Consider the following 22,020-nt stretch of genomic DNA (forward strand, 5'->3'; position numbering starts at 1 on the left):
TTTCAACTGTGGGAGCCATGGTCCGCATGAAAGTTCGTAATCCTACCCCCGCCCCGCCACTTCCCGCAAAATCTCCAGCATCTGCTCCCCTGCCCGCTGCCAGTGATATTGCGCCGCCTGTGCTTTGCCTTTTTCAATCAGTTGTTGCCGCAATGCTTGCTCTTCTGCCAGACGTATCATGCCGTCGCGGATGGATTCTATACTGAGCGGATCACAGTAAAGGACGGCGTCGCCACAAACCTCAGGAATAGCCGTACTATTGCCGGCTAATACCGGGCAACCACTCGCCATGGCTTCTACGGGCGGCAAACCAAAACCTTCATAGAGGGAGGGATAAATCAGTGCCACCGCCCGCTCCAATAAGGCGGGTAAGAGTTCATCGCGCAGGTAGCCCAGCAGGACAATTTCACCCCGAGCCTGCATGCGTTCGAGGATGGGGGCAAAACGACTTTCCTGCCAGCCCATCTGACCCACCAGCACCAGGGGATACTGGCGTTTGATGCGGTCTGCCAACCCCTCATAGGCAAGGAGCAGTCGCTCCATGTTTTTGCGGGGTTCCAGCGTCGATAAAAACAGAAAATAAGGGCGCGGATCTCCATCCAGGGCGACGCGTAATGCCCGCCGGGCTTGCTCGCTGACAGGCGCGGAAAATCGCTCGGAAATGCCCGGATACAGAACATGAATGCGTCCTGCCAACTCCGGAAAGTGCTTCAGGAGTTCACCCTTGGTAAAATGCGAGATGGTTACTACGGCATTGGCTCTTTCCAGGGCCGGACGCAGGTGACGGTTTAAAAACAGTACCCGACCCGGCGGATGCGCCTCCGGCATGTCCATATGTGAAAGGTCATGCACCACCAGCACCTGTGGGGAACGGCCCTTGGGCAGCACGTAGTTCATGCCGAGAATAATTTCCGGTCGCCAGCGCTTTTTGAGGCGCTCCAGTTGCCATCCCTGCAGATAAAATTGCACTTCACGGCCCAGTGGAATTTTCTTTTTCCACGCACCCCGTTGCGGAATGTGCAATCCGGCAGGATGCGGGGGTTGGTCGGAGTAGCCGGTGGTCGTGAAATAGGTCAGCTTTACGGCCGGGGTCTGGATCAGGACATTAATCAGTTCTTCGGAAAAATGACCAATACCCGCTGGACGTCCTTGCATGGTGGTGGCCTCTATGGCGACGCGCACGGTGCGGCGCCTTTCGGTTTGCGGCAAGGGTACCGGCGTGGGCACCTGTTCGCTGTAGGCCAAGCCCTTGCGCGCTTCCCAAATGGCACGAATATTGTTCCTTTGGCCGGCACGTAAACGCTTGCTGATGCGCACCAGAGAACCCAACGTCCAGCTCAGTCGTGGAAAGCGCGCATAGCGGGACAAAAAGTGCCCCGCCGAGTTCGTCACATAATAATCCTTCAGGGGATGATCGTGCCCCAGACTGGACGAGTGCTGATGCCAGATATGGGAATCGGCGGCCACCGCCAGTTGCCAGCCCTGTGCCCGTAGGCGGTAGCACAAGTCGGTGTCTTCCCAGTACATGAAAAAATGATCATCATCGAAGAGGCCTATTTGCTCCAGCGCCTCGCGGCGCAAAAGTATGCTGGCTCCTGTCAGATAATCCAGCCGTGCGGCGGGAAGCGCGCGTTTGGCATGATGCGCGAGGCCCAACCACGAGAGGACATGCCCCCCACCCCAGACCAGCACCTTTTGCGGGTGTTCCAGATCGTAAATAACCGAGCCGACCGCACCCACCTGCGCATTGCTTTGCAACTCTGCCAGCAGCGCATTGAGGGCGTCCTTGTGGACAATGGCATCATTATTGAGAATCCAAAGGGCGCTAGCACCGGCATCCAGCGCGTGGCGGATGCCGACATTACACCCACCGCCAAAACCCAAATTTTCTCCGGTTCGAATCAGCGTAGTCGGTAAGGTGGAAGAAGCTAACCAGGCTGCTATGGCATCGGCACTGCCATCCGTCGAGCCATTATCTACAATCCAGACATGCCCCGGGGTATCCCTGAGTTCCCTCAGCGCCCGCAGACAACGCCTCGTATCGGCAAGACTATTCCAATTGATGAGAATAATGTGGGCGTTTTGCGCGCTAAGACTGGGACTGGTCAAATTTATAGGTATCCACCAAATAGGAGTGTGCTGCCGGGTGCTTCTGCTGGCGGGGGATTATGCCACCGTACGGTCAGCTCTGCCAGAAAATGCGTCGCAGACTATGGGGTCTCTGATAATTGCCCCCAGGCTCCGTGGCTGATAGGTTATCCCAAGCGCCATATACAATAGAGGGCGCGCTCTAAAATGAAGTGCAACACCTCTGGTCGAAGGCAGACGGAGGTGAGAGATGGCCAGAAAGTACAGACAATTGATGCCCGATCAGCGAAACCAGATACAGCGTGGATTGAATCAGGGGCTGAGTATTCGTGGCATTGCCAGGCTGTTGGGCCGAAGCCCTAGCACGATCAGTCGGGAGATTCAGCGAGGTCGTGTGGAAGAGACCTATGACGCCGTATGCGGTCGGGAAGAAGCGCAGAGGCGCCGACGCAAGGGAGTCAGGAAGTTGACTGAAGGTTCGCCTTTAACCCTCGCGGTGACACACGCTATTCTGCAAAGGAAGTGGTCACCGGAGCAGATAGCGGGGAGGTTGCGGATGGACTATCCCGAAGACAAACAGTGGCACGTCTCTCATGAGACTATTTACCAGTTTATCTATGCCCACCCGGCGGGTGAACTGCGCAAGGCATTGATTGCAGGACTGCGCAGAGGGCACAGCAAACGCAAGCCCCGCACACGAGGTAAAGACCGTCGTGGCGGGATCACGAACATGCGCTCGATCCGTGAGCGCCCGGAGGAAGCACAAGCCCGCGAAGTACCCGGTCACTGGGAAGGCGACCTGATCAAGGGGGCATTCAATGCCAGTGCTATTGGCACGTTAGTGGATCGTAGCAGTCGCTTCGTCATCCTCGCGCGAGTGGAGGATGCTACGGCAGAGGCGATCCTGGAAAGCTTTACGCGGCGTTTGCGTACGCTGCCCAAGAGCTTCCGGCAAACACTCACCTATGATCAGGGTCGCGAAATGGCTCGGCATCAGGAACTAGAGCGAAATACGGGCATACGTGTTTATTTCGCTGACCCACATAGCCCCTGGCAGCGTCCGACCAATGAAAATACGAATGGCCTACTGCGTCAGTATTTCCCCAAGGGCACGGACTTATCCGAATATTCACAACGGCGTTTGACTCAGGTAGCGGAGGAACTCAATAATCGGCCCAGGAAATCCTTGGGATTCCGAACTCCAGCCGAAGTGATGGCACAGCAAATCAGACAGTTAAACAGCGGTGTTGCACTTCAAACTTGAAACCGCCGAGATTATCATCATGGAACAAGCGACCATCTTTCGAATTAATCGTAGTCAGGCCGTACGACTGCCCAAATCCATCGCTTTCCCCAATGATGTGAAGCGCGTGGATGTCGTCGCCTTGGGTCGTGTGCGCATCCTGGTACCTGCAGGGGAATCCTGGAAAAGCTGGTTTAATGGTGAAGGGGTCAGTGCCGACTTTATGGAAAGCCGCGAGCAACCCGATAATCAGCACCGGTTTCACCCGGAAGAAGCAGTACGAGGAAGCCGTGGTTTATTCCAAAACTGAAGTTTAGACATTCCGCTTCCTCGCCTGTCTCAGTGAGTGGCGATATGATGCAGTAAATTTGGGGTAGAAGTGCGTCAAGCAGCCTTTTTGCGGGGTGGGTCATCAGTATCGGCCCAAAAGTCAGGATTTGGGCACTGGAATTTCCCGGACTTTGGATCATAGCCCGTCCAGAAGGGAACTCGCAGAAAATGCAGATGGAGCCATTGGGCCATGAGTCCTGCAGTGACGGGCGTAGCGATACGCCAAGGCGCTATGGCGGTCATGGGAAAGTCCTCGGTGACCGTTTCCGCGAGGAGCTGCACCATGGACCAGGCAATGCAACGAATTTGCATCCAGCGTTCGAGAACCGCGCGCCTTTGCTGCCAGAGGTTATTGATGCCCCACCAGCGTTTCAGATTATGGAAGAGGGGTTCGATCTGCCAACGATTGCCATAGAGGGTGACGATTTCAGGGGCGGTCAGATCGGTTTCGGAAGCGAGATAAAGGCGTGTGGGCGACCATCGATGGTGTTTTGTATCGTAGATAGCGCTCCAGACTGCCCGGACGGGATGGCCGTTGAGGAAGCGTGCCTGGGCGACGATGGATTGAAGACGGACTTTCTGCCATTTCCCATAGACAAACAGGGTGAGGATCTCCGTGGGGAGTGAGGTCAGGGCTTCCGGGGTCAGTTTGTCCCCATATTTCCGGGGCCGACCCCGTTGCGCTTTGGCGGGTTTGGGCGGGGGCTGCCGATACAGTGCGGTATCCTGGCGCACCTGGCCGATGAACTGGCCGCGCTGACGCAGCAGGGGCAAAAGCAGGCGGCGGCGCATGAACCAGGCATCGGTGAGCAAACGGACGGGTACGGGGATGTGGGGTATAAAGGCCCGCAGTAATGCCCCGGCGATTTTCAGCTTGTGGGTATTACCGGTGCGGGGCACGAGGCGCAAGCGAATGGGAAAGGAAAGGGCTTTGCCGGAGCGGCTCCGCAGGGTCAACGCCAGCCCTACCCAGTTCTGGGCGAGGACATAACGGGGGCGGTTGTGCTTATGGCTGTGATCGAAGTGGATGGTCGCGCCTGGGGCCTTGGTAGAGTGTCGCAGGACCAGCGTATCGTCGATGATCAACTCGACGATCGGTAGTGGCGGCAAAACGGACAGGAGCCATCGGACTTGGGCAATGGCCAGAACCTGGGTCCGCAAGGATTCACGCTCCAGGAGTTTGTAATAAGTGGTCCAATGGCAGCGCAGCGAAATATGGCTGAGGGCACGGGTGACCCAGCCATCAGGGGAGATCAGGCACCCGCAAAGCAGTTCGAGGAAGCTGCGCCGCGAGCGGGGCGGCACGGCCGCGAGAAAGTAGGAAATCCATTCTGAAAGGCGGAGGGTAACGAGACGCTGAAAGGACATGGCAGTGATTCCGAGAAGCCTAAAACGCTTCTCATTGGCCGACCCTTTTTTCCAAAGGGTCGGCCGCACGGCACTATCACGGTGTCAAGCACTTTCGTAGCAAAAATAGAAAATAAAAACCCGGCGGAGCCGGGCTGAATGTCTAAACTAGAGTTCCAAAAATTGACAGATAATAACTAACACAGCAGACCACACACAGAAGAGATCATCGCCGAACGACCCCTTGCAGCAAAATATGAGTAAGTCAGTACTGGATGCTTCCGCGTTGCTTGCTTATCCATAAACTCATAGGCTTCTCTGAAGTACTGAAGTTCAAGTCATCCTGATTCGTTAGTAAAAAGCTTTACCTCTTTCTTTGTGCTGTGGCCTTTCTTACACTGTGCGCTAACTTTTCATTTGAGATTTTTATGCGCGCCAGTCAGATTTTCATTCCGACCCTGAAAGAAACTCCCGCCGAGGCGGAACTCGTCAGCCACCAGTTGCTGCTGCGCGGGGGCTTTATTCGCCGCCTTGCCTCGGGATTATATACCTGGATGCCTCTGGGCTTACGGGTATTGCGCAAGGTGGAGCGCATTGTCCGCGAGGAAATGGACCGCAGCGGCGCCCAGGAAGTGCTGATGCCGGTGGTTCAGCCCGCCGAGCTGTGGCAGGAATCAGGACGCTGGGAAAAATACGGGCCGGAACTGCTGCGCCTCAAGGATCGCCACCAGCGCGATTTTTGTCTGGGTCCTACCCATGAAGAAGTCATCAGCGATTTAGCGCGGCGCGAAATTCATTCCTACAAGCAGCTTCCCGTCAATTTTTATCAGATTCAGACCAAGTTCCGCGACGAAATCCGACCCCGTTTCGGGCTGATGCGTGGCCGCGAATTCATCATGAAAGACGCCTATTCCTTTCATGTGGATCATGCTTCTCTGGAAATCACTTATCAGACCATGTATGACGCTTACCAACGGACCTTCACCCGCCTGGGTCTGGATTTTCGGGCGGTGGAAGCAGACAACGGGGCGATTGGCGGTAAGCGTTCCCACGAATTTCATGTTCTGGCCGATTCCGGGGAAGATGCCATTGTGTCCTGCGACCACTGTGATTATGCGGCCAATATGGAAAAAGCCAGCAGTCCCGCTAAAGCTGCGCCCGTAGAAGCCCCTCTGGAGGCGGCGCGGGTGCAGACGCCGGGTATCCGGACGGTAGCCGAACAGGCTGCCATGCTGGGCATTTCCAGCAGCCAGATCGTCAAAACCGTGCTGGTCGTGGCGGGTGAGCAACCGGTCATGCTGCTGTTACGCGGCGATGACGAACTGAACCTGATCAAGGCTGCCCATGCCCTGGAAGTGGACGAAGTCAGAATGGCCACGCCCGAAGAGGCCGAGGCCGCGACTGGCGCCCCCCTGGGCTTCATCGGCCCCAAAGATTTAAAAACTTCCATTCGGGTGCTGGCCGATCATCGCGCCCTGAATGTCGGCAATTTCAGCACCGGGGCCAATGAAATAGACAGTCATTGGGTGAATCTCAACTGGGATCGGGATCTTTCCTGCCCGGACAGCGCCGACTTGCGCAATGTCCGGGCAGGCGACCCTTGCCCCCACTGTAGTAACGGTACGCTGGGCATCCGCCGGGGCATTGAAGTAGGGCATGTGTTCCAGCTCGGGCAGGTTTACAGTGAACGCATGAAAATCACTGTGCTGGACGAAAGCGGACGCGACGCCACAGTGACCATGGGTTGCTACGGAATTGGGGTATCCAGGGTAGTAGCAGCGGCGGTGGAGCAGCATTTTGATGAACGCGGCATTATCTGGCCCGCGTCGCTGACCCCCTTCGATGTGGGCATCGTCGCCATCAATACCCGCAAATTCCCAGAAGTTGCCGCCGCCGCTCAGGCTCTGCATGATCGTCTGGAGCAGGCGGGTATCAGTGTGCTGCTGGATGATCGGGATGAGCGACCGGGGGTGCAGTTTGCGACCATGGATTTGATCGGCTTGCCCCATCGAGTGGTGGTCAGTGACAAGGTACTGGCGCAGAATGTTTGGGAATATCGGGCGCGCCGCGCCAGCGAAAACACGCTGGTGAATGAAGCCGAACTGATGGACCGCCTGAACGCGAGTTCGCCTGTTCACCAACCATAAGGATCAGGATCATGGATAATTTTCCAGTGCAGCATGTAATGGTGGCCGTAGATTTTTCAGAAATGGCGCTGCCTACCGCTCTGGCGGCGGCTCAGGAAGCGCGACTGCATCAGGCCAAACTCACCGTCATCCATGTGTTCAACCCGCAAATGCTGAATTTGCAGATGCCTGAGGAAATCCTGCCCCCGACCCTGGATCTTCGGGAAAAGCTGCTGCATCTGGCCCACGCCGAAATGGACAAGCTCCACGAGGCGATGGACAGCGAGGGGATGCAAGCAGAAATGGTGTTGGAGGAAAGTGCGGACAATATTGGCCGAGCCATTGCCGCTTATGGCAAGGCCCATCAGGCCGACCTGCTGGTGGTCGGCAGCCATGGTCATAGTGGTCTGGGACGCTTACTATTGGGTTCTGTAGCCAATGACGTGCTCAACCACGCCCACTGTCCGGTGCTGGTGATCAAACACACCTGATTCACTGATACTGGTTAACCCAGGCACTGATCGCCCCCACCAAATCACTGCCGGCCCGGGTCATGGCGGCCGCTCCACCCGCCGCCGAAGCGGTTTTCAGTGGCACTCTTTCCTGGAATGCATGCTGGGCGATGACCTGATAATTGCGGTCATTCAATAAAGTGGCTGTACCTGCTATTAGCGCCTGACCAGCCCGGGGTGCAGTGAAATTTACCACGAAATTACTCAGGTGCAGGCGGAGCACATATTGTGCCGCACCACTGGACTGCCCGGAAAGTACGGCTTTCCAGTGCTGGCTTTGCTGCAGATGCTGCAGCAGACGCATATCCAGCATTTCCGCCGGGGTCCCTACCCAACGCGCATCCCGATAAGACAGGAGCATTTGGGGATTCTGATAAAGCAGGTGGTATTGGTAGGCATTGGTATCCAGCCAGGAGGGGGCGCTGACCGAGGCCAGTTGCAAAACGACTTGAGCAGTGTGCGGTGCATTTTTGGCTTCAACAGGCACCGACGAGTGCAGCGCAGTGATATTGTAGGGCGTCTGCCAGGGCGTCGCCGTGGCACAACCCCCAAGCAAAAAAGCGGTCCCCAAAAATCCCAGACGGGCTGCGCCCCATAAACGTGGCATGCGAACAACTCTCATGAGCTTAGTGACCTCCTGCAGAAAAACCCGACTCACCCGGGCCTGGGGGTGGCCCCTGAGTTCCGTAAAGCAGGGATTGAGGGGATTGTTTGAGGGACTGGCTGAGGCTGGACAGCGCTTCACTGCTATGCAGCAGACTGCTGGTCAATTGCCGGACCTGGGGAAGTGTCTGGTAATTTAACGTATTCATTGCCTGCTCACTGGCAGTACCCAATTTTTGTAGGGACTTGGCCGCCTGGGTAGCACTCGCCAGGGGGGCTTGCGCCTGTACTGCCAGGGTATCTAAATGCTGGATGAGTTGATGACTGGCGACCATGGTGGATTGGGTGGCAGCCACCATGGCGGGAAGCGCCTTGAGCGCCGGCATCATGGCATCTTCCATTTGCACCAGGTCCTGAGTAGCCTGATCGAGATGCGTCAGGGTTTGCCCGAAACGGGCACGGTTCTGGTCATTGAGCAGGTCATTCAGACGATCCGCCAACTCATTGCTGCGGTTTACCAGAGACTCGCCATTGCGGGACAGCACCTCAAAAAAGCTGGGATGCATGGGAATTTCAGCAACCTGACCCGGATTGTGCGTAATGGGGGCAAAATCGGTTCCCTTGTCGGTTAAGGATAAGTAGCTGAGACCGGTGACCCCTTGAGGAGCCAGTTCTGCGAAAGTCGCCCGGGTGATGGGTGTCGATTTATCGACTTTGATTTTCACCCGAATCATGCGCGGATTGGTCGGGTCCAGACCGATGGCTGTCACCTCACCCACCCTCACCCCTTTGAATCGCACGGGCGCCTGAATGCTAAGGCCAGTAACACTGTAGGGCGAAATCACATCAAAGTTGACCCCGGGTTTTTCGCCGTGATGCATCCACAATCCGACAATCGCGACCGCGACGCCAAGTACCAGCAAAAAAACTACCGCGACCAGCGCGTGCGCACGGCTTTCCAAGAAGGTAGCTCCTGAATGAGATATTTCCCTATTGGAGCACAGGAACCGTTGCAAGCCAATCTTTCTGAATGATCTGCTCAATGGCAAGACCTCTTGCCTGCTGGCCCAATGGAAGTCATTGACTTGCCCGGAAACCCATGACTAAATGAGCCAAAATCTCTGGAGCCCTTGAAGCTATGGACTTTGACATATTGCGCCGTACCATGATTGATACCCAGATTCGCACCTGGGATGTGCTTGATCCGCGCGTGCTGGCCATCGTCACCGAGGTCAAGCGGGAGTTATTTGTGCCGACCGCCTATCGTCATCTGGCGTTTGCCGATTACGCCATGCCCATTGCCCACGGCGAACATATGTGGACGCCTAAAATGGAGGCTCGTGTCCTTCAGGAGCTGGATTTGCACGAACATCACCGGGTGCTGGAAATTGGCACAGGAACCGGCCACATGGCCGCACTTATGGCCAGACTGAGTGGCATGGTGCATAGCGTCGAGGATCGTGCGGATTTATCGCAATTGGCGGAAGGCCATCTGCGGGTACAAGGTATTCACAATGTGCAGCTGCATGTCGGCGATGGCTCATGCGGCTGGGCTGAGCATGCACCTTATGATGCCATATGTGTGACCGGCTCCTTGCCCGTATTGCCCGAGGCATTCAAGGAACAACTGGCGGTGGGTGGGCGTCTGGTAGTCATTATCGGTAAGGGTCCTGCCATGCGCGCCCAGCGCATCACGCGCACTCAGCAGGACGTTTATGAAACAACCGTACTTTTTGAAACCGAAGTCACTCCCCTGCGGCATGCCCCACTGCCCGGTCGTTTTGTTTTTTGAGCGGCCATGCGTATTGAAGCCCAGCAGAGCCTGATCCTGACCATTGATATGCAGGATCGTCTCCTGGGTGCCATCCCAGAGACAGAACGCAACCAAGCCATTCAAAACGTTACGCGTTTGCTGGCCGCTGCGGCGGCTCTGGAAATCCCGCGTCTGGCTACTGTCCAATATGCCAAAGGATTGGGACCGATTCGTGCCGACCTGCAGTCATTCTGTGCCCCCCCATTGGACAAAACGGTGTTTTCCTGCTGGCGGCATGCTCCGCTCCGAAACTTACTGGAAACTGAGCAGAGTCGTCGTCAGATTATCCTGACCGGCGTCGAAACCCATATTTGTGTTCTGCAAACCGCCCTGGATCTGCATAGCGCTGGTTGGCAGCCTGTTGTCGTCGCCGATGCCTGCGCCAGCCGCGACGACGCAAATGCCCAATCGGCTCTGTTACGTCTGCGTCAGGCGGGTATCACCGTCGCGGTGGCAGAGTCGGTATTTTATGAATGGCTCGGCGATGCGGCCCATCCCCAATTTCGGAGTCTCGCCCCGGCCTGGCGCTGAAACGGAGTAATTTCCCATGCAATCCCCTGCTCTCTCTTACAGCATCCATCTGGAACCCGAGGCGCATTTGTTCCGGGTCACCCTGGAAATCCCCGAGCCCGATCCTGATGGACAGGTGCTGGCTTTGCCGGCCTGGGTTGCGGGCAGTTACACCATCCGCGATCTGGCCCGCCACATTACCCAAATATCCGCAGAATGCCGGGGCGCAGCAGTCCAACTGCACAAAATGGCCACTGATCGCTGGGTTTGTGCCGCTGTAAAAGGGCCTCTCCAGATCTCTTATAGTGTTTATGCGCTGGATCAATCGGTGCGTACGGCTTTTCTGGATCAACTGGGCGGGTTTTTTAATGGCCCCGCCCTGTTTTTACGGGTAGTCGGTCAGGAGCAACAAATGCATGCCTTGCGCATTACCGGCCCGGATCATTGGCAGTTGGGGACTTCCATGCCCCGCGTGGCGGGTGAAACTTGGGGCTGGGGTCAGTTTCAGGCAGAAAATTATCGGGCATTTATTGATCATCCGCTGTTGATGGGTACACTGACCCTGCTGAATTTTGAGGCGGGTGGGTTGCCTCACCACTTGCTGATTCAGGGAGAACATCAGGCCGATCTGCAGGCGCTGGGACGAGACATGGCCCGCATTTGTGACTGGCAGCAGAAGTTCTGGGGGGATTCGCCTTTTCGGGAATATCATTTTCTGTGCAAGGCGCGCAGCAACGACTATGGTGGTCTGGAGCATCGGGCCTCCAGCGCTCTGGTTTGCGCCCGGGATGACCTGACCGGCCGCGACCCCAAAAACTATCGGCGCTTTCTGGGCCTGGTCAGCCATGAATATTTTCATAGCTGGCTGGTACAAGCCATCAAACCGGCGGTATTCAGCGCCAGCTCCCTGGAGCGTGCTGAACTTTCCCGGGATCTCTGGATATTTGAAGGAATTACCTCTTACTACGATGATCTCTGCCTCTGTCGTGCCGGTTTAATCAGTCCGGAACAATACCTGCAAGGGATCGCTCAGGAATGGACGCGCCTGCAAAGACGCCCCGGCCAATATCTGCAAAGCCTGGCAGAATCCAGCGAAGATGCCTGGCTCAAGCTTTATCATCCGCATGTCAACAGCGCCAATTTTGAAATCAGTTATTACAACAAGGGAGCGCTGCTAGCTCTCTGTCTGGACTTGAGCCTGCGTCTGGAAAGTGCCGGCCGTTTGAGTCTGGATAACTTGCTGATGCACTTCTGGAAAGAGCACGGCCAGACGGGCAAGGCACTCCCCGAGGGAGAAGCCCTGCAACAAATAGCCGACCTTGCTGGTACGCAAATGGCAGAACAGTTGAAAACCTGGATAGAAGCCCGCGCCGAACTGCCTCTGGAAGCTCTCCTGGCACGCATGGGCATTGCCCTGCACAGCCGTCCCGCCACCGGTCTGAGTGATTCAGGCGGCGAGGCGGCTGCGACCGTGCCGACGGCCTGGATTGGTGCCCACTGGCAAAGCCAGCCGCAAGGCGCACAAATCCGTCAGGTCCTCAGTGGCAGCCCGGCAGAAGCCGCCGGTTTGTCCCCCGATGATATCCTCGTTGCTTTGGAAGGAATGCGCTGCACGGCGGACAGTTTCGCCGGGCAAATCAGCACCGGCATCCCCGGTTGCCCGCTGCGCCTCCACTACTTTCGCGATGACGTACTTTACCAGACCCACCTGACCCCTGTTGCCCCGCCGCAGGATACCTTCTGGCTCGAGTGGCTGGAGGACGTTGACGCAGTGGTAAGCGCCCGCCGCAGCGCGTGGCTCACTCCGGCATGACACTGCATATCTGGATATTTTACGCGCTTACCGTGCTGGTAATTTCTGCAATTCCAGGTCCCAACATGATGCTGGTGATGAGTCATGGTGCCCTGTATGGTTGGCGTCGATCCATGGCAACCATGCTGGGATGCATGACGGCCCTTCTGTTGATGATTACTTTATCCGCAGCCGGACTCGGTATTTTCTTCCAAACCTGGCCCCGTATTTTTGATCTGGTCCGCATTTTAGGTGCTGCTTATTTGATTTATCTGGGAATCCGGGCATGGCAGTCAGGCGGGCGGCGCCCAGAAAATATCCAGGATTTGGCAGTAACCCGAACCCCGATACAGCGCCCTGCAGCTTTGTATCGCACCGGTATTTTGGTCACCATCACCAATCCCAAAGCGCTGCTTTTTACCGTCGCGTTGCTGCCACAATTCATGCGTCCTCAGGCTAACCCCTGGATACAGTTTGCAGAGTTGATATTTACCTTCTGGCTCATTGAAATGAGCTGGTATATGGTTTATACACAATTGGGAACCAGAATCAGTGCGTTGTTGCGAAGCCCCCGGGCACATCAGATTTTACAGAGAGGAACCGGAGGACTTTTCATGGCCATTGGTTTAACGCTGTTCGTAATGGCTGCGCTCAACGAATCTTGAAAATATATCCAAATTATTTCAATACAATCAAACCATAATGCGGTGACAGGCGAGGTCGGTACAGATGATGCTGAGTGGCACGTCCCAGGGTTCGCGGGGGACTCTGTCTAACTGCTGAAAAGCATGGCCGACCCCCAGCAGGCGCGGGTGCTGCCAATGCTGACGGTGGGAGATGCTGGCGAGGCTGCGATCATAAAATCCCCCGCCCATACCCAGGCGATAACCTTCTGTATCAAACGCCACCAGGGGCAGAATCAACAAATCGAGATCCTGCGGAGTCATCAGCAAATCAGCTGCCACCTGCGGTTCGGGAATACGGAAGCCATTGGGGCGCATGCGGCTCTCCCCATGAAATGGCGCGAAACGCAGCTTTTGCGCAAAACTTCCTGATAGTACCGGCAAATAGAACTGTTTGTGACGACTCAGGCGATGGTACATCAGCGGGAGAGGATTGATTTCGCCCTGCATGGGCCAATAAAGGGCAATGCGCTGAGCCTTTTTGTAATGGCTAAGCTGGAGAATTTGCCGGGAGAGTGCCAGCGCCGCCTGCTGGAGATGCTGCGGAGAAAGAGTCCAGCGTTGCTGCCGCATTGTTCTGCGCAAGCTACCCTTGGAAACCGGATCAGATGAATCTGCTGTTTCAGTTTCAGAAAACAAAAAACCTCCCGCGATGGTCGTGCGGCCCGCTACCCCCAGAACCTGATGAACAGGTGGGAATCCACACATCGCTTCAGGCTACTCCGCTAGGGAGCTGCACACCACGATGATGACTGGGGACTCCCTGGATAGACAGTATTGGTTCAGGAATCGTCTCGGCCACTCGTGCCTCGCAGGAGGCAATTTCAAGTTACTCTGAGCCCTTCGCTCTGTCAACCAGTTGCTGCAGACGCTGTTCGACGAGCTGCAGATCATGCTCACGCGCCAGCAATGTCTGCCGGGTACGCTGCAAATCCGCTGCCAGATTCACGGCCACCATCAGGGTAGCGCGCTCCCGGCTGAGCAATTTGCCACGGCTTCTGGCCACCTCCAATTGTTCATTGAGTAGTCGCACGGCTTCCAGCAACAGCTCCCGTTCTTCATCCGGACAGGGTATCTGATAATGCTGATCCAGCAGGGTGACGGAAATTTGTTGCACGACATTTGTGGGTTTGACTTCGGACACAGACTTCTCCCTGATGATTTTATCAAAAATGCGCGAAAACTTCGTCCTTTAGGGCTGAGATGGATAGCACGATAAAAACACTTTACACTTAAAATTGAATTGTGTAAAATTCTGAAAATGGATATTAAGCGCGCTTACAGATTCCGATTCTATCCGACTTCTGAGCAGATAACGGTTTTGGCTCAGACCTTCGGTTGTGCGCGGTTCATCTACAATCACATGCTACGTTTACGTTCTGACGCGTGGATGAAGCGGCACGAGCACATAAGCTACCACGAAACCTCCGCTGCACTGACTATCATGAAGAAGATGCCGGATTATACATGGTTGAATGAGGTCTCCAGCGTCCCATTGCAACAATCGCTTCGGCATCTGCAAACCGCGTTTGGGAACTTCTTTGCAAAGCGCTCCGGTTATCCAACTTTCAAATGCAAAGATGGTAACCAATCGGCTACGTATACGGACAGCGCCTTTCAATGGAACGGGAAGACTTTAAAACTCGCCAAGATGAAAGAGACATTGAATATCATCTTTTCCCGGACCCTTCCAAAGGCCGCCAAAGTAACGACGGTAACCGTCAGTAAAGATACGGCCGGACGATACTTCGTCAACTTTTTGTGTGATGATGCTGTGAGCGTGAAGGTTCCTGTAAACAACCAGATAGGAATTGATCTTGGCCTAACGCATTTTGCGATTCTATCTAACGGTGAAAAGATCGCATCCCCCAACGTTTTGCGCCAAAACGAGACGAAATTGGTAAGGTTGCAACGTCGTTTGAGCAGGAAACAAAAAGGCTCTTGTAATCGAGCCAAAGCGAAGTGGAAAATTGCACGTTTACACGCAAAAATTGCGGATACCCGCAAGGACTTTTTACACAAACTCTCCAGCCGGTTGATTGACGAGAACCAAGTCATCGCCATGGAAAGTCTTGCGGTATCCAATATGCAGAAAAACCACTGCCTGGCCCGAGCCATTAGCGATGCAGGATGGGGCGAATTTGTACGGATGTTAGCGTACAAGGCGCAGTGGTACGGCAGGACTTTGGTCCAAATCGACCGTTGGTACCCCAGCAGCAAACGCTGTTCGGACTGCGGCCATATCGTTTCAAAGATGCCATTGAACATCCGCGAGTGGACTTGTCCCGAATGTGGTTCCATCCATGATCGGGATGTTAACGCTGCTCGTAATGTACTAACCGCAGGACTTGCGGAGCTCGTCTGTGGAGAAAACGTAAGTCCTGTCCTACTGTAAGGTAGAACGGGTTGATTTCGATGAAGCAGAAAGACCTGATTGTGAATTCAGGAATCCCCGACATTCATGTCGGGGAGGATGTCAAAGTTCGTTTTCCCAGCAATTGACCTGCGCCAGCAGATCATTCAGGCGCAAACAGATTTCTTCCTGACGCTCTTGCAGCATCCGGTTTTCTGCTTTCAGCTTTTGAATCTGGGCCTGCAGGGCTTGCACAGAATGCTTGTTGCGACTATCTCCTTCCAGTTGTCGACGCAATCCGCGATAATCCGTGATAGCATTCTCCAACTCTGCAAACAGGGACTCATATCGGGATTCTAACACTGCGCTACCCACTTTTAGCCGGACATTCCGACACCGAGTTTACGAAGCACCTCCGTCATTTGCAAATTGAAGCAGGTCTGTTGCGCCCATGCCCTTATCCGAATCATTGAAACGTACGCGCAGTTTTCGCTTTCGCCTGGGTGTTGCGGCCCTGTTGATGCTCCTGGCCATACTGGGGGTTGTTTTGCGGATAGTGGACCTGCAGGTATTGCATTATTCCAAATTTCGCGAGCTGGCCTATGACAATCATGTGGCTCTGGTGCCCCTGGCTCCGCCTCGGGGCCTGATTCTGGCGGATCATGGAGAGATTCTGGCAGAAAACCTGCCCACCTATGCTCTCGAAATCACCCCGGATCAGGTCCCCCATCTGCAACAAAGCCTGCAATTTTTGCAGCATCTTCTGAACTTGAGTCCGGAAAATCTGCAGCAATTTGCCGCACGGCGCGCCGGCAAGCCGGACTTTGACCCGATTGTTTTGAAGGCTGATCTGAATCCGACGCAAATTGCAGCCGTATCCGTCCGCGCCATGGAGCTGCCGGGCGTGCGTATTGTCGCCATGATGCATCGCCATTATCCCTATGACGCCTTGTTTTCCCATGTCGTCGGTTATGTCGGACCGATTACCGCTGCCGATCTGAAAGATTTTCATGCCAGTAAATATGTAGGACGCAATTATATCGGTAAAAACGGCCTGGAACGCTATTACGAACGCCAGCTGCGTGGCGTCATGGGTTATGAAATCAAGGATATAAATGCCCGGGGTTTACCAGTAGGCACTCTCCGACAGATTGCCGCTCATCCTGGTAGTAATCTGATGACCCATCTCCGGCTGCGGGTTCAGGAGGCAGGGGCAGAAGCCTTGCAGGGTAAAGGCTATCGCGGTGCGGTTATCGCCATGGACCCCAATAATGGCGGCATTCTCGCCATGGTCACCAGCCCCAGCTTTAACGCCAACTGGTTTGTGGATGGCATCAGTAATGCGCACTGGCAATCACTGCTCAACAATCCGGGCCGACCACTCATGAACCGGGCCGATAACGGTTTGTACCCGCCGGGTTCCTGCGCAAAGCCCTTTTACACCATCCAGGCCGTTCAGGAAGGCGTGATCAGCCCGGATTTCCATACTTACTGCCCCGGCAATTATCAGTTGGGAGGACACACCTACTGGGACTGGAATCGCGGTGGTTTCGGGGAGACCGGCATCACCAAGGCATTGGCCTGGTCAGTGGATGTTTTCTACTACAAGCTGGCCGTAAAAATGGGGATTAATTTGCAGGACAAGACTCTCTGGCGTTTCGGCTTCGGGCAGAAAACACCCATTGATCTGCCCGGTGGTGCAAACGGTCTGGTCCCGACTCCGGCCTGGAAGCGCGCGCATCTTCATGCCCCCTGGTACACCGGTGACTCGGTGATTCTGGGTATTGGTCAGGGCTATTTACTGGAAACGCCGCTACAATTGGTCCGCGCCGTTTCTGCCCTCGCCAATGGCGGCTATCTGGTGCAACCCCAGGTCGCCAAGGCCTTCATTGACCCGCAAAGCGGCAAGACTATTCCTATTCCCAATGCCGCGCCCGTAAATCTGCATATTTCTGCCGAAGCCATGCATGCGGTGCATCTGGGCATGGAAGCCTGCGTCAATACCGGCACCTGCCATACGGTGAGCATTCCCGGTATCAGCATTGCCGGCAAAACCGGTACGGCCCAGGTCCCTATGGGCTATAAAAATGGACGCACCATTTACAACAATGACTCGCTGTTTATTGGCTGGGCACCAGTGGATCATCCCAAAATTGCCGTAGCGGTGGTGGTCGAAAATGGCGGATACAATGCCTGGCAAGCCCTACCGGTAGCTCGTGCCGTCATTAAGGCGTATTTGCAGCCGGACCAGTCTGCTCCTGCTCCTGCTCCTGCTCCTGCTCCTGCTCCTGCTCCTGCTCCAGCTCCAGCTCCAGCTCCAGCTCCAGCTCCAGCTCCAGCTCCAGCTCCAGCTCCAGCTCCAGCTCCACAAAAATTATCCACAAAAATGCCAGCAAAGGTTGCTCAATCGGCAAGCGCGCATTATGATGCGCCCCTTAGTTATGGGGAGAAAGGTTCTGTCAACCCTCGCCCCGCTCAATCCACAGCACAATAAGGAGTACTGAAAATGACAGATTTTGCAATTGCGGCCATACCGCGTGAAGAAAACGGCCGCCGCGCCAGTCGCCGCCTGCGCCGTACGGGCATGGTCCCGGCCGTACTTTATGGGGATAACAAGGCAGCAATGGGCCTGAGCATTGAAGCGCGCCTGTTGCGCAAGCTTCTGGCTGACGAACGGGCCTATACGCATGTGATCACCCTGGAATTCCCCAAGGGTAAGGAAACCGCCCTGATCCGTGATCTGCAGATGCATCCCTACAAGGAAGAAGTCCTGCACATGGATTTCATGCGGGTTCATGCCGGTGAAACCGTGCGTCTGCACGTGCCCATCCACTTCCTCCACGAAAACACCTGTGTGGGTATCAAGGCTGGTGGCGTATTGCACCGCGCCCTGACGGACGTGGAAGTGGAAGCACCGGTTGATCGCCTGCCCGAAGCCATCGAAGTGGACATTGCCAATCTGGAAAAAGGCGAGAGCCTGCATCTGTCGCAGATCAGCCTGCCGGCCGGTGTTATCCTGATTCCGCTCCAGCATGAAGATGATAAGGAGATTGTCTCCATTCACAGCCCCCGTACCGGCGCTGAAGCGGAAGAAACCCCCGAAGCCGCCGAGTGAGGTAAAATGGACTGGTTGCTGGCGGGGCTGGGAAATCCCGGGGCAGAATACGCCCGCACCCGTCACAACGCCGGTTTCTGGGCGCTCCAGACCTTTGCAGAAAAGGCTGGAGCGTCTTTACGTTTGGAATCACGCTGGCATTGTCTGGCAGCAACTACGCAAAATTCCGGACAACAACTGGGCTTGTGCCTGCCCCAGGATTTCATGAATCGCAGCGGTGCGCCGGTCCAGGCCATGGCCGCTTTTTACAAGGTGCCGGCGGCGCGTATTTTAGTGATACACGACGAGCTCGATCTACCGCCCGGCACGGCGCGTTTGAAATGGAGTGGCGGACATGGCGGGCATAACGGCCTGCGCGATCTGGATCGGGCGCTGGGTACGCGGGATTACTGGCGCCTGCGCCTTGGCATCGGCCATCCTGGACACAAGGATGCCGTGATTCATTATGTACTGGGCGCGCCTTCGACAATGGATAAATCCGCGATTGATCTGGCAATTGATCGCAGCCTGGCGGTTCTTCCGGAATTTCTTGATGGTCGCAGTGATGCGGCCCAGAAAACCCTGCACAGCGATTAGGAGTTTTTTATGGCTTTGGCCTGTGGCATCGTCGGTCTCCCCAATGTGGGCAAATCCACCCTGTTCAATGCGATCACCAAAGCCGGTATCGCTGCTGAAAATTATCCTTTCTGCACCATAGAACCCAATGTTGGTCTGGTATCCGTGCCGGACCCCCGGCTGCAGGCGCTGATTGAAATCGTCAAGCCCCAAAATGTGGTTCCGGCCACCATGGAGTTTGTGGATATTGCCGGGCTGGTGGCGGGCGCTGCCCAGGGCGAGGGTTTGGGCAACCAGTTTCTGGCCCACATTCGGGAAACGGACGCTATTGCCCTGGTTACGCGCTGCTTTGAAGATCCCAACGTCGTTCATGTCAGCGGTCAGGTGGACCCGGTGGCCGATCTGGATACTGTATTGACGGAGCTGATTCTGGCGGATATCAGTACGGTCGAAAAAGCTCAGGCGCGGGTTGCCCGCCAGGCCAAGGGTGGCAACAAGGATGCCGTCGCCGAAGCCGCTGCCATGGCCCGCCTGCTACCACATCTCAATAGTGGCAAACCTGCCGCGAGTCTCAGCATGAGTGCTGAAGAAAAAGCCCATTTGCGTGGCCTGTTTCTGCTCACCATGAAACCCATGATGGTCATTGCCAACGTGGCGGAAGATGAAATTCAGGATGGACCCTGGCGCCCGCTTCTGGAAGCCTGGGCGGGCGAACGCCATGCCAGCGTGGTTCCGGTGTGTGCAGCCATTGAATCCGAACTGGCTGAACTGGAAGCTGAAGAGCAAAGCGCCTTTCTGCAGGACCTCGGACTGGAAGAACCGGGGCTGAATCGTATCATCCGCGCCGCCTATGGCCTGCTGGGCCTGCAGACCTATTTTACGGCTGGCGTCAAGGAAGTACGGGCCTGGACCATTCCCATCGGGGCCACTGCTCCCCAGGCAGCTGGCGTCATTCATAGTGATTTCGAGCGGGGTTTCATTCGCGCCCAGACTATCGCCTACGCGGATTTCGTCCAGTACCGGGGCGAGCATGGTGCCAAGGAAGCGGGCAGAATGCGTGCGGAAGGTAAGGATTATGTCGTCCATGATGGCGACGTACTGAATTTTTTGTTTAACGTGTGAGATGGAGACCTGTTGAGCCAGGGGCTTAACCTGCTGAAGGGGAAACTTTTCTCTTAGACTCAGCAGCATCGGCAGGAGGCGGTCCCACATTAATCAGCGGGGCCAATTCCTGCAATGCCTGCCAGTAAACCCGCCGTTTAAAGGCGATGATTTCCCGGGCAGGCATCCAGTAATCCACCCAGCGCCAGGTTTCAAACTCGGGGTGCTGAGTCGTCAAGGTGTTTATTTCCGCCTCATCGCCTTCGAAACGCAGCAAAAACCAGATTTGTTTCTGCCCGCGATAACGACGCCGCTGGGCACGATGCCGGGAACAGGGAACCTCGTAACGCAGCCATCCCTGAGTCCGCCCAATAATACAGACCTTGGCCGTACCCACTTCCTCTTCGAGCTCACGGAACATGGCTTGTTCTGGTGTTTCCGCATGATCAATTCCACCTTGCGGAAACTGCCAGGCATTCTCACCCCGGCGTTTGGCCCACAACACCTGATTGTGTTCATTGCAAATAATCATGCCCACATTGGGGCGATAGCCGTCTGCGTCTATCATATTCATCGTCTCTACCGATGCCTTTTGCCCAATATAGCACGAGGCAGAGCCAACGTCAGTCTGTCAGACTGTGTAAAATTTCTAGGGGATAGCGATTCCCGGCCAGATAATCCGCCATACAACGCTGCACCATGACATTTCGCAGGCGTCCGCTCTGCGCCTGTATTTCTGCCGGGGTCATCCACACTGGACCAATAATTCCGGTATCCAGCGTGTAGTCTGGACGCTGGTCACCCAACTTCCCGCCAAAAGCGAAACGCAGGTAGGTCAAATCTTTGGCGGGGTGCTCCCAATGATAAATGCCCGTGAGATATTCGGGCGCAAAGGCATAGGCCGTTTCTTCCAGCGTTTCCCGTACGACTGCATCAAGCAGGGTTTCACCAGGGTCCCAGTGACCGGCAGGCTGATTGAAACATCGGCGTCCTTCCACCATTTCTTCGACCAGCAAAAAACGCCCGTCTTGCTCCACAATTGCAGCAACCGTCACATGCGGCTTCCAGACCATGATTATGACTCCATTTGCCGTTCGATTTCGCTGAGTTCCCGCCACTGTCCTGGAGCCAGATCATCCAAAGTGAAAGGTCCGAATGCCTCCCGATGCAGGCTCAACACCAAATTATCCAGAGCTGCAAACATACGCCGCACTTCGTGATAACGTCCTTCATGGAGGGTCAATTGTAGTTCAGTCGTGCCGAGCGGGATCATTTCTGCCGCTTTGCACGAGCTGTGCTCTCCCTCCAGTAGCAAGGTACCCGAAGCCAGGATGCCGACTTCATGGCCTTGCAAAGGATTTTGCAAAGTCACTCGATATTGGCGCGGAATTTCATAGCGGGGACTGGTCCAACGATGCAGCCAGTCTCCATCATCAGTCAGCAACAACACGCCGCTGGTTTCCCGATCCAGACGTCCGACACTGCTGAAGCTGGGTCGCCGATAACGCCATCGCGGTGGAAAATCCTGATAAATGGCACGAGGATCATCATGCGCGCAGACCTTGCCGAGGGGTTTGTGATACAGCACATAAAGGGGATAGGGATGATCCAGAGGCTCTTCATCGATTTGCACAGTAGCTGGATCTACCTTGGTAGCGGCCTTGCGCAGCGGCATTCCATCCACTGACACGCGCCCTTCGCGCAGTAAATCACGCGCTTCCGAACGGCTACAATAGCCCAGTCGGGAAAGCAGATGATCTAAACGTTCGCTAGAATGCGCCATGCGGACAGTTTAGCCTGCCTGCATGGCTGACGGAAACCCCCGAATTGCCTATGATGTAGGCATCGC

Annotated in this window: 23 protein-coding genes and 1 other RNA gene; 13 read left to right on the plus strand and 11 right to left on the minus strand. The window is 55.5% G+C overall.

All coding sequences use genetic code 11. The features are described from left to right. Nucleotides 1-42 precede the first annotated feature (42 nt). Nucleotides 43-2,109: a glycosyltransferase gene (locus H7F08_RS03320; RefSeq protein WP_193639854.1), complete on the minus strand. Its 2,067-nt coding sequence runs from the start codon at nucleotides 2,107-2,109 to the stop codon at nucleotides 43-45. A 229-nt stretch (nucleotides 2,110-2,338) separates the two neighbouring features. Here H7F08_RS03320 and H7F08_RS03325 point away from each other — a divergent pair, with 229 nt between their 5' ends. Together H7F08_RS03325 and vapB are read left to right on the plus strand one after the other, a co-directional pair. Beyond that, a complete protein-coding gene (locus tag H7F08_RS03325) occupies nucleotides 2,339-3,352 on the plus strand; it encodes an IS30-like element ISCARN114 family transposase (RefSeq protein ID WP_193639855.1) in 1,014 nt (337 codons plus the stop codon). A 19-nt stretch (nucleotides 3,353-3,371) separates the two neighbouring features. Further along, nucleotides 3,372-3,641 (plus strand): type II toxin-antitoxin system VapB family antitoxin, encoded by a 270-nt coding sequence (gene vapB, locus H7F08_RS03330; RefSeq protein WP_193639856.1) that lies wholly within the window; start codon nucleotides 3,372-3,374, stop codon nucleotides 3,639-3,641. A gap of 74 nt (nucleotides 3,642-3,715) precedes the next feature. On the opposite strand, the gene H7F08_RS03335 is transcribed toward vapB, so the two are convergent. After that, complete coding sequence (locus H7F08_RS03335) at nucleotides 3,716-5,029, minus strand: transposase (protein ID WP_142088065.1); 1,314 nt, start codon at nucleotides 5,027-5,029, stop codon at nucleotides 3,716-3,718. Between the two features lie 407 nt (nucleotides 5,030-5,436). Here H7F08_RS03335 and H7F08_RS03340 point away from each other — a divergent pair, with 407 nt between their 5' ends. Together H7F08_RS03340 and H7F08_RS03345 are read left to right on the plus strand one after the other, a co-directional pair. Beyond that, a complete protein-coding gene (locus H7F08_RS03340) occupies nucleotides 5,437-7,155 on the plus strand; it encodes a proline--tRNA ligase (RefSeq protein WP_193639857.1) in 1,719 nt (572 codons plus the stop codon). A gap of 11 nt (nucleotides 7,156-7,166) precedes the next feature. After that, nucleotides 7,167-7,625, plus strand: coding sequence for a universal stress protein (locus H7F08_RS03345; RefSeq protein ID WP_193639858.1), 459 nt, complete (start codon nucleotides 7,167-7,169; stop codon nucleotides 7,623-7,625). Between the two features lies 1 nt (nucleotide 7,626). On the opposite strand, the gene H7F08_RS03350 is transcribed toward H7F08_RS03345, so the two are convergent. Both H7F08_RS03350 and H7F08_RS03355 read right to left on the minus strand, forming a co-directional pair. After that, nucleotides 7,627-8,253, minus strand: a complete 627-nt coding sequence (locus tag H7F08_RS03350; RefSeq protein ID WP_193639859.1) for an ABC-type transport auxiliary lipoprotein family protein — start codon at nucleotides 8,251-8,253, stop codon at nucleotides 7,627-7,629. A 19-nt stretch (nucleotides 8,254-8,272) separates the two neighbouring features. Continuing rightward, nucleotides 8,273-9,211 (minus strand): MlaD family protein, encoded by a 939-nt coding sequence (locus tag H7F08_RS03355; RefSeq protein ID WP_024894102.1) that lies wholly within the window; start codon nucleotides 9,209-9,211, stop codon nucleotides 8,273-8,275. 176 nt (nucleotides 9,212-9,387) lie between these two features. Between H7F08_RS03355 and H7F08_RS03360 the strand changes: the two genes are divergently transcribed. From H7F08_RS03360 to H7F08_RS03375, 4 genes are read left to right on the plus strand one after another with little or no spacing between them, the layout of a single operon-like run. Continuing rightward, nucleotides 9,388-10,041 carry a protein-L-isoaspartate O-methyltransferase family protein gene (locus H7F08_RS03360; RefSeq protein WP_024894103.1) on the plus strand — a complete coding sequence of 218 codons (654 nt, stop codon included), beginning with the start codon at nucleotides 9,388-9,390 and terminating at the stop codon, nucleotides 10,039-10,041. Between the two features lie 6 nt (nucleotides 10,042-10,047). Then, nucleotides 10,048-10,593 carry an isochorismatase family protein gene (locus H7F08_RS03365; protein WP_024894104.1) on the plus strand — a complete coding sequence of 182 codons (546 nt, stop codon included), beginning with the start codon at nucleotides 10,048-10,050 and terminating at the stop codon, nucleotides 10,591-10,593. A gap of 16 nt (nucleotides 10,594-10,609) precedes the next feature. Then, complete coding sequence (locus tag H7F08_RS03370) at nucleotides 10,610-12,385, plus strand: M61 family metallopeptidase (protein ID WP_193639860.1); 1,776 nt, start codon at nucleotides 10,610-10,612, stop codon at nucleotides 12,383-12,385. Then, nucleotides 12,382-13,029 carry a LysE family translocator gene (locus H7F08_RS03375; protein WP_193639861.1) on the plus strand — a complete coding sequence of 216 codons (648 nt, stop codon included), beginning with the start codon at nucleotides 12,382-12,384 and terminating at the stop codon, nucleotides 13,027-13,029. Before H7F08_RS03370 ends, H7F08_RS03375 begins: the two co-directional genes overlap by 4 nt. A gap of 27 nt (nucleotides 13,030-13,056) precedes the next feature. On the opposite strand, the gene H7F08_RS03380 is transcribed toward H7F08_RS03375, so the two are convergent. The 3 genes from H7F08_RS03380 to H7F08_RS03390 form a co-directional block, all read right to left on the minus strand. After that, nucleotides 13,057-13,686 (minus strand): 5-formyltetrahydrofolate cyclo-ligase, encoded by a 630-nt coding sequence (locus tag H7F08_RS03380; protein ID WP_227487799.1) that lies wholly within the window; start codon nucleotides 13,684-13,686, stop codon nucleotides 13,057-13,059. Nucleotide 13,687: 1 nt separating this feature from the next. Next, nucleotides 13,688-13,868, minus strand: a non-coding RNA gene (ssrS, locus tag H7F08_RS03385) — 6S RNA. A gap of 8 nt (nucleotides 13,869-13,876) precedes the next feature. Further along, on the minus strand, nucleotides 13,877-14,191 hold the full coding sequence (locus H7F08_RS03390; protein ID WP_024894108.1) for a cell division protein ZapA: 315 nt from the start codon (nucleotides 14,189-14,191) through the stop codon (nucleotides 13,877-13,879). A gap of 117 nt (nucleotides 14,192-14,308) precedes the next feature. Between H7F08_RS03390 and H7F08_RS03395 the strand changes: the two genes are divergently transcribed. Continuing rightward, nucleotides 14,309-15,442, plus strand: coding sequence for an RNA-guided endonuclease InsQ/TnpB family protein (locus tag H7F08_RS03395; protein ID WP_193639862.1), 1,134 nt, complete (start codon nucleotides 14,309-14,311; stop codon nucleotides 15,440-15,442). A gap of 81 nt (nucleotides 15,443-15,523) precedes the next feature. Here the strand turns inward: H7F08_RS03395 and H7F08_RS03400 are convergent, their stop codons facing one another. Next, entirely contained in the window at nucleotides 15,524-15,763 is a 240-nt protein-coding gene (locus tag H7F08_RS03400) for a hypothetical protein (RefSeq protein ID WP_193639863.1), read from the minus strand. A gap of 88 nt (nucleotides 15,764-15,851) precedes the next feature. Here H7F08_RS03400 and mrdA point away from each other — a divergent pair, with 88 nt between their 5' ends. From mrdA to ychF, 4 genes are read left to right on the plus strand one after another with little or no spacing between them, the layout of a single operon-like run. Beyond that, entirely contained in the window at nucleotides 15,852-17,894 is a 2,043-nt protein-coding gene (mrdA, locus tag H7F08_RS03405) for a penicillin-binding protein 2 (RefSeq protein ID WP_193639864.1), read from the plus strand. A 12-nt stretch (nucleotides 17,895-17,906) separates the two neighbouring features. Next, on the plus strand, nucleotides 17,907-18,515 hold the full coding sequence (locus H7F08_RS03410; protein ID WP_193639865.1) for a 50S ribosomal protein L25/general stress protein Ctc: 609 nt from the start codon (nucleotides 17,907-17,909) through the stop codon (nucleotides 18,513-18,515). Nucleotides 18,516-18,521: 6 nt separating this feature from the next. Beyond that, nucleotides 18,522-19,091, plus strand: a complete 570-nt coding sequence (pth, locus tag H7F08_RS03415; protein WP_010636924.1) for an aminoacyl-tRNA hydrolase — start codon at nucleotides 18,522-18,524, stop codon at nucleotides 19,089-19,091. A 9-nt stretch (nucleotides 19,092-19,100) separates the two neighbouring features. Next, complete coding sequence (gene ychF, locus H7F08_RS03420; RefSeq protein ID WP_193639866.1) at nucleotides 19,101-20,192, plus strand: redox-regulated ATPase YchF; 1,092 nt, start codon at nucleotides 19,101-19,103, stop codon at nucleotides 20,190-20,192. 25 nt (nucleotides 20,193-20,217) lie between these two features. Here ychF and H7F08_RS03425 read toward each other — a convergent pair whose 3' ends face one another. The 3 genes from H7F08_RS03425 to H7F08_RS03435 are packed head-to-tail and all read right to left on the minus strand — an operon-like array spanning nucleotide 20,218 to nucleotide 21,954. After that, a complete protein-coding gene (locus tag H7F08_RS03425) occupies nucleotides 20,218-20,739 on the minus strand; it encodes an RNA pyrophosphohydrolase (protein WP_193639884.1) in 522 nt (173 codons plus the stop codon). Nucleotides 20,740-20,794: 55 nt separating this feature from the next. Next, nucleotides 20,795-21,244, minus strand: coding sequence for an NUDIX hydrolase (locus tag H7F08_RS03430; RefSeq protein ID WP_193639867.1), 450 nt, complete (start codon nucleotides 21,242-21,244; stop codon nucleotides 20,795-20,797). Nucleotides 21,245-21,246: 2 nt separating this feature from the next. Beyond that, nucleotides 21,247-21,954 carry a pseudouridine synthase gene (locus H7F08_RS03435; RefSeq protein ID WP_193639868.1) on the minus strand — a complete coding sequence of 236 codons (708 nt, stop codon included), beginning with the start codon at nucleotides 21,952-21,954 and terminating at the stop codon, nucleotides 21,247-21,249. Nucleotides 21,955-22,020 lie beyond the last annotated feature (66 nt).

Origin of the sequence: Acidithiobacillus sp. HP-11 (assembly GCF_015100075.1) — a bacterium.
Taxonomy (GTDB): Bacteria; Pseudomonadota; Gammaproteobacteria; order Acidithiobacillales; family Acidithiobacillaceae; genus Acidithiobacillus; species Acidithiobacillus thiooxidans.

Coding starts and splice junctions, on each gene's coding strand:
- H7F08_RS03325 (WP_193639855.1), top strand. CDS start 2,339: ATGGCCAGAAAGTACAGACAATTGATGCCCGATCAGCGAAACCAGATA.
- vapB (WP_193639856.1), top strand. CDS start 3,372: ATGGAACAAGCGACCATCTTTCGAATTAATCGTAGTCAGGCCGTACGA.
- H7F08_RS03335 (WP_142088065.1), bottom strand. CDS start 5,029: ATGTCCTTTCAGCGTCTCGTTACCCTCCGCCTTTCAGAATGGATTTCC.
- H7F08_RS03340 (WP_193639857.1), top strand. CDS start 5,437: ATGCGCGCCAGTCAGATTTTCATTCCGACCCTGAAAGAAACTCCCGCC.
- H7F08_RS03345 (WP_193639858.1), top strand. CDS start 7,167: ATGGATAATTTTCCAGTGCAGCATGTAATGGTGGCCGTAGATTTTTCA.
- H7F08_RS03350 (WP_193639859.1), bottom strand. CDS start 8,253: ATGCCACGTTTATGGGGCGCAGCCCGTCTGGGATTTTTGGGGACCGCT.
- H7F08_RS03360 (WP_024894103.1), top strand. CDS start 9,388: ATGGACTTTGACATATTGCGCCGTACCATGATTGATACCCAGATTCGC.
- H7F08_RS03365 (WP_024894104.1), top strand. CDS start 10,048: ATGCGTATTGAAGCCCAGCAGAGCCTGATCCTGACCATTGATATGCAG.
- H7F08_RS03370 (WP_193639860.1), top strand. CDS start 10,610: ATGCAATCCCCTGCTCTCTCTTACAGCATCCATCTGGAACCCGAGGCG.
- H7F08_RS03375 (WP_193639861.1), top strand. CDS start 12,382: ATGACACTGCATATCTGGATATTTTACGCGCTTACCGTGCTGGTAATT.
- H7F08_RS03395 (WP_193639862.1), top strand. CDS start 14,309: ATGGATATTAAGCGCGCTTACAGATTCCGATTCTATCCGACTTCTGAG.
- mrdA (WP_193639864.1), top strand. CDS start 15,852: ATGCCCTTATCCGAATCATTGAAACGTACGCGCAGTTTTCGCTTTCGC.
- H7F08_RS03410 (WP_193639865.1), top strand. CDS start 17,907: ATGACAGATTTTGCAATTGCGGCCATACCGCGTGAAGAAAACGGCCGC.
- pth (WP_010636924.1), top strand. CDS start 18,522: ATGGACTGGTTGCTGGCGGGGCTGGGAAATCCCGGGGCAGAATACGCC.
- ychF (WP_193639866.1), top strand. CDS start 19,101: ATGGCTTTGGCCTGTGGCATCGTCGGTCTCCCCAATGTGGGCAAATCC.
- H7F08_RS03425 (WP_193639884.1), bottom strand. CDS start 20,739: ATGATAGACGCAGACGGCTATCGCCCCAATGTGGGCATGATTATTTGC.
- H7F08_RS03430 (WP_193639867.1), bottom strand. CDS start 21,244: ATGGTCTGGAAGCCGCATGTGACGGTTGCTGCAATTGTGGAGCAAGAC.
- H7F08_RS03435 (WP_193639868.1), bottom strand. CDS start 21,954: ATGGCGCATTCTAGCGAACGTTTAGATCATCTGCTTTCCCGACTGGGC.